Consider the following 5,710-nt stretch of genomic DNA (forward strand, 5'->3'; position numbering starts at 1 on the left):
AAGTACGGCGCGATCCTGCCTCCGCAGGACGTCTTGTCGAAGGAGTTCGACGTGAGTCGGACCGTGATGCGAGAGGCCTTGAGCATGCTGCTCGCGCGTCACATGCTGGATGTGCGTCCCAAGACGGGCACGCGGATCCGGCCGATGAGCGACTGGCGGCTGATCGACGAAGACGTGGTGAGCTGGCGCTTCCGTGCGACGCCGGATCAGGCGTTCCTGCGCGACGTGATCGAGTTCCGCATGTTGATCGAGCCGCGTGCGGCCGCGTTGGCAGCAGCCCGTGCAACGCCGGACGAAGTGAGCGGGATTCGCGATGCGTTCGACGCGCTTGCTTCGCTCAACGGCAGCGAGCCCGAGTATCAGGCCGCCGATGTCGCGTTGCATACGCGCATTGTGGCCGCGAGCGGTAACCAGTTCTTCCAGCAGATGACGGCTATCGTGCGGGGTGCGCTGGTGACGGTCTATCCGATCGTGGCGGGCATTGTGACCATGCGCGACGCGACGCTTGAAGCGCAGCGCCGCGTGGTGGAAGCGATCGAGGCTCACGATGCCGGTTTGGCCGAGCGCGCGATGAGCACGCTGATCGATGTCACCGCGGAGGAAGTCGGGCGGGCATTTTCGCTTGAACGCCGCGAGGACAGTTCGTCGCCACCGGTCGGCGAATCCGAATCAGCCGGCGCCTGACGCATGGTCGAAGCTTCGCGTCCGGGAGGGTTCCGGCGTGTCGAAGCTGGCCCGAGGTTTCTGGTCACGTTCATCGTGGCCGGGCGCGAGCAGCGCCCTATTCGGGTTTTTACTTACGCAAACGTTTCACTTCATCTTCCTGCCTAACTTCCTGCCTATCCTCCTGCCTGATATTGACGCCAGATGGTCCGCGCGTCGAACGACACCCTCTCCAACGTATTCCCTTGAACTCAGTGACCGCAACGCGACACGTTGTGCATGATCGTGCGTTCATTGCCGAGGCGCATTGTCCAGGCTTCACGCAGAGCACTTGCGTGGCGGACAATGGGACAATGTGCGCATCGCCGGCCTTGGCCGACTATTCACACTGCATGCGGGGAGCGGGACAGATGAACGCACAGAGCACGATCCGTTGGGGCATCGTTGGCGCAGGGAACATTGCACACAGATTTGCCCAGGGGCTGGCCTTCGTGCCGGGTGCGACGCTTGGCGGGGTCTGGTCGCGACGGCCCGAACCGGCGCAAGCGTTCGCCTCGCAGTTTCATGCCAAGGCGTACGAGAGCTTCGATGCGCTGCTTGAGAACATCGACGCGCTGTACATTGCGACGATGCAGGACAGCCATCCTCAGTACGCGCTGCGTGCTTTCCAGGCGGGACGCGCCGTGCTTTGCGAGAAGCCGGCGGCTGTTAACGCGAGGGCGTTGCAGGAGATGATCGACGTGGCGCGTTCATCGAAGCTGCTGTTTATGGAAGCGATGAAACCCCCGTTTTATCCGCTTTACGCGCAGTTGCGTGAGCATCTTGCGGCCGACCCTATCGGTGAAATTGGTCTCGTTCGAGCCGGTTGTTCGATCGCGAACGTGCCGCTTTCGCACCCTTCATATTCGATGGAAATGGGTGGCGGCGCGTTGCTCGATATTGGTATCTACGAAGCGTTTCTCGCCGTGGACTGGCTGGGCGAACCGCTTGAGGTGCAGACTTTTGGGCGCGTTGGGCAGACCGGCGTGGACACTTTCGCGAGCTTGAATGTGCGGCATGAACGCGGCGTTGCGCAGTTGTTCTGCGGACTGGATCTGCAAGGCAAGGGCGATGCGTTGCTGGCTGGGACCGGCGGCACGGTGACCATCCACGAGAACTGGTGGAATCCTGCACGCGCGACGATCCGCTACGTGGATGGCCGCACCGTTGAACTGGATGCGCCGTTCGAGGGAGGTGGCTTGAACTACGAGACCGCGCATTTTTGCGAGCTGCTGCGCGGTGGCGAGACAGAGAGCCCGATCATGCGGCATGCCGTCTCCATGCAGATGATTTCCATCACCGATGCTGCGCGCCGCGACCTTGGCGTGCGGTTTCCTTTCGAAACAGAATAGGCACGGGCTGACTGAGCGGGCCGACTGAGCGGGCCGACCGCTCGATTTAATTTAAGCGTCATTTCAGGTTTCGACGTTAAGCTGCGTCGTCCTCAACCGCCGGCATTCTCCACCATGCGACTGTTACCCCGACTCTGGCGCGAATATCGGAACCTGATTGCGTTTCTAGTGTTAATGGCGCTTTTTCGCAGCGCTATCGCCGACTGGAACGTGGTGCCAAGCGGTTCCATGCTGCCTACCATTCGCGAAGGTGACCGGATTGTCGTCGATAAAATGGCGTACGACCTGCGTATTCCATTTACGCACGTGGCGCTTGCGCACCTGCATGATCCCCAACGCGGGGACATTGTGACGGTGGATTCATCGGCGGCACATGAACTGATCGTCAAGCGTTTGATCGGGCTTCCCGGCGATGTGGTTGCCATGCGCGACAACGTGCTTTATATCGACGGCAAGCGGGCGGGTTATCAACCGGTCGATATCACGGGAGTGGAGGGCGATGCGTCTTCGCCCGGCGAGTATCTCGACGAGAAGCTTGGGCACGTTACGCATGTTGTGAGGTTGTCGGTGCTGGCGCCCAGTCCGCGACGCTCGTTTGGCCCGGTGACTGTGCCCAAGGGTGAGTATCTGATGCTTGGAGACAACCGCGACGACAGCGCGGACTCGAGGTATTTCGGGTTTTTCCCACGCAGTGAATTGATGGGAAGGGCTACACGGGTAGCGTATTCGCTGGATCCCGATCGGCATCATATGCCAAGGCTGGACCGGTTCGGGGCGAGGCTGGATCAGACCGCTGCGCTCGCGCCAGAGGACAAGTCTTGAGGGAACAGTGCCCACGAACGCTCCCTTCTCAATGCCTGCCCGGCAACGCCAACCTTCGTTCAAACAGCCGCTGCACGAGCTCCAGCACGCTACACAGCACCCAGTACACCACGGCGGCAGCAAGATATAACGGCAAAGGCTGATATGTCGCCGCGATCACTTCCTGCGCACTCCGTAGCAATTCAGTAACCGTGATCACGGACACGAGCGAGGTATCCTTGATCAAGCTAATCAGACTATTGGAAAGACTGGGCACGGCAATCCGCAGTGCCTGCGGTCCAATCACATATCGCAACGTCTGCATCCTCGATAAACCCAGACTGTAAGCCGCAAGCCACTGCCCACTCTGGATCCCGAGAATGGCGCCGCGCATGCTTTCGGACAGATAAGCCGCCACATTCGCCGATAACGCGATCACCCCCGCCGGCGTGGGATCGAGCGAAATACCCAGGCTCGGCAGGCCGTAATAGATCACGAAGATCTGCACCAGCAGCGGCGTGCCACGCATCACGCTCACATAAGCGCGCCCTAAGCCGACCAGCGTGCGGCTTCGGCTGATACCCATGGTCGCGAGTATCGTGCCCGCGATCAGGCCGAAGAACATCGAATAGACCGCGAACTTGATCGTCAGGACGGCGCCTTGTGCGAGGGCCGGTATGGATTGAACGAGCAGGGATGTCGTGGACATGGGGCAATGGTGTAGGCGTTACGTCGGAGGCGGGCATCAAATGCAAAGGGCGGCATCCAGAAGAAGCCGCCCCGATGCCGAACGCGTGAGGGTCCGGATTGACTGTGCCGGCTTACTTCGCCGGCTTCGTCACGTCGATGCCGAACCACTTGTCCGAGATCTTCGTGAACGTACCATCGGCCTCAAGCTGGGTCATCGCGTCATCAATGGCTTTCTCGAACTTCGGATTGCCCTTCTTGAACGGAATCCCCGACGGATTTCCCGGGCCCACATTCGCGCCCGTGCGCAGCGGCAACTGCGAATTCTTCATCAGGTACGCAAGCATCAGGCGGTCGTTCAACGCAGCGTCCAGACGGTTCGAAGCGAGATCGCGCAAGTACTCAGGCGCGCCCGGATACGTCTTCACATCGATACCCGGTACGGCCTTCGCCATGTCCATGTAGTTCGTACCCAGGCCCACGCCGAGCTTCTTGCCCTTCAGGTCGTCAAGCGTCTTGAAGTCGCGCGTGTCGTCCTTGCGTTGAATCAGTTGCGCGTTCGAATACGTGTAGGCAGGCGAGAAATCGAGCGTCTGCTTGCGGGCATCGGTAATGCCGACCTGGTTCACGATCACATCGAACTTGTCAGCCTGCAGGCCCGCAATGATCCCGCTCCATTCAGTCGTCACGAACACCGGCTTCACGCCAAGCTTCGCTGCAACTGCCTTCGCGATGTCGACGTCGAAGCCAACGAGTTCACCTTGCGGCGTCTTCGAGTTGAACGGGGGAAAAGTGCCTTCCAGGCCAATGCGCAAGGTACCGCGTTGCTTGACCGAGTCCAGCAGGTCTTCCGCGTGGGCGACGGCCGAGAGCGATGCGCTGATCAAGCCTGCCACGAGCACTTTTTTGAAGAGAGACAGTTTCATGAGTAATTTGCCTTTGTCCTGGTTTTTGTCAGTGATCTGAAGTGCGGTGATGATAGCTAAAACGCAATGCCGTCTTCAGATCGTTTGCTCATGTGGGTATGAGCGTGCGTGATCACAAAAAAGATGCGGTCATGCAGCGGCACTCGTGCGGGCCAGCGCTTCGACGCATTCTGTCACGAGCGCCGGACCTCGATAGATCAGGCCGGTGTAGATCTGCACGAGCGATGCACCCGCTGCGAGTTTCTCGCGCGCGTCGTCTCCCGACATGATGCCGCCCACGCCGATGATCGGCACCTCGCTGCCCAATTCCGCGCGCAACTTGCGGATCACTGCATTCGATGCTTCGAAAACCGGCTTGCCCGACAAACCACCGGCTTCATCGCCGTGTTTCATGCCCGTCACAGCGGTGCGCGACAACGTGGTGTTGGTCGCGATCACGCCGTCAATCTTGTGGCGCAGCAGGGTGGCGGCAATCTCCTTGACCTGCTCGTCGTCAAGATCGGGGGCGATCTTCAACGCGAGGGGCACGAGCTTGCCGTGCAGGTCGGACAGACGTTGTTGTTTGTCCTTCAGCGCGCCGAGCAGCGCGTCCAGTTCACCGGCGCCCTGTAACTGGCGCAGGTTTTTCGTGTTCGGCGATGAGATGTTGATCGTCACGTAGCTCGCGAACGGATACACACGCTCGAGGCAATACAAGTAATCTTCGGCGGCGCGTTCTATGGGAGTGTCGGCATTCTTGCCAATATTCAGCCCCAGCACGCCGCGATACCGCGCGGCCTTGACGTTCTCGACGAATTGATCGACGCCGCGGTTGTTGAACCCAAGCCGGTTAATCAGCGCCTGCGCGTCGGGCAGACGAAACATGCGGGGGCGCGGGTTGCCGGGTTGCGCGCGCGGCGTGACCGTTCCCACTTCGATGAATCCGAACCCGAGCGACGCCAGCCCGTCGATACACGCCCCGTCTTTGTCCAGCCCCGCCGCGAGCCCGACCGGATTGCGAAAGCTCAGGCCCATGACGGTACGCGGTGAATCGGCGGCGCGCTCGGCAAGCATGCCGGCCAGTCCGGTACGGCCGGCGGCGCCAAGCATACGCAATGTCAGGTGATGGGCGTCTTCCGCATCCATGCGAAAAAGTTGCGCGCGGGCGAGCGGGTAGAGGGAGCTGAACACGAGGTGGAAAGGCCGGAGCGGCGTAAATTGAGACGCGCCATTTTAACGGCTTTGCGCAAGCACGCCGAAAAG

6 protein-coding genes are annotated in these 5,710 nt (G+C 60.5%); 3 read left to right on the forward strand and 3 right to left on the reverse strand.

The window, feature by feature from the left end; genetic code table 11:
* From JWR14_RS23260 to lepB, 3 genes are all read left to right on the forward strand, one after another.
* Window positions 1-684 (forward strand): FCD domain-containing protein (locus tag JWR14_RS23260; protein ID WP_299712589.1); only part of this gene is annotated, 684 nt, incomplete at its 5' end.
* Window positions 685-1,073: 389 nt separating this feature from the next.
* A complete protein-coding gene (locus tag JWR14_RS23265) occupies window positions 1,074-2,054 on the forward strand; it encodes a Gfo/Idh/MocA family oxidoreductase (RefSeq protein ID WP_366144589.1) in 981 nt (326 codons plus the stop codon).
* A gap of 114 nt (window positions 2,055-2,168) precedes the next feature.
* Window positions 2,169-2,876, forward strand: coding sequence for a signal peptidase I (lepB, locus tag JWR14_RS23270; RefSeq protein ID WP_299712592.1), 708 nt, complete (start codon window positions 2,169-2,171; stop codon window positions 2,874-2,876).
* A gap of 28 nt (window positions 2,877-2,904) precedes the next feature.
* On the opposite strand, the gene JWR14_RS23275 is transcribed toward lepB, so the two are convergent.
* The 3 genes from JWR14_RS23275 to JWR14_RS23285 all read right to left on the reverse strand — a co-directional run bounded on the left by JWR14_RS23275 (window position 2,905) and on the right by JWR14_RS23285 (window position 5,638).
* Entirely contained in the window at window positions 2,905-3,564 is a 660-nt protein-coding gene (locus tag JWR14_RS23275) for an amino acid ABC transporter permease (protein WP_299712595.1), read from the reverse strand.
* Window positions 3,565-3,676: 112 nt separating this feature from the next.
* Complete coding sequence (locus JWR14_RS23280; RefSeq protein WP_299712598.1) at window positions 3,677-4,468, reverse strand: cystine ABC transporter substrate-binding protein; 792 nt, start codon at window positions 4,466-4,468, stop codon at window positions 3,677-3,679.
* Between the two features lie 129 nt (window positions 4,469-4,597).
* Complete coding sequence (locus tag JWR14_RS23285) at window positions 4,598-5,638, reverse strand: quinone-dependent dihydroorotate dehydrogenase (RefSeq protein WP_299712601.1); 1,041 nt, start codon at window positions 5,636-5,638, stop codon at window positions 4,598-4,600.
* Window positions 5,639-5,710 lie beyond the last annotated feature (72 nt).

Origin of the sequence: Caballeronia sp. (assembly GCF_028292365.1) — a bacterium.
Taxonomy (GTDB): Bacteria; Pseudomonadota; Gammaproteobacteria; order Burkholderiales; family Burkholderiaceae; genus Caballeronia.

Bases quoted from the DNA above. Each gene is read 5' to 3' on its own strand.
- JWR14_RS23280 (WP_299712598.1), bottom strand. From the start codon at position 4,468: ATGAAACTGTCTCTCTTCAAAAAAGTGCTCGTGGCAGGCTTGATCAGC.
- JWR14_RS23265 (WP_366144589.1), top strand. From the start codon at position 1,074: ATGAACGCACAGAGCACGATCCGTTGGGGCATCGTTGGCGCAGGGAAC.
- lepB (WP_299712592.1), top strand. From the start codon at position 2,169: ATGCGACTGTTACCCCGACTCTGGCGCGAATATCGGAACCTGATTGCG.
- JWR14_RS23275 (WP_299712595.1), bottom strand. From the start codon at position 3,564: ATGTCCACGACATCCCTGCTCGTTCAATCCATACCGGCCCTCGCACAA.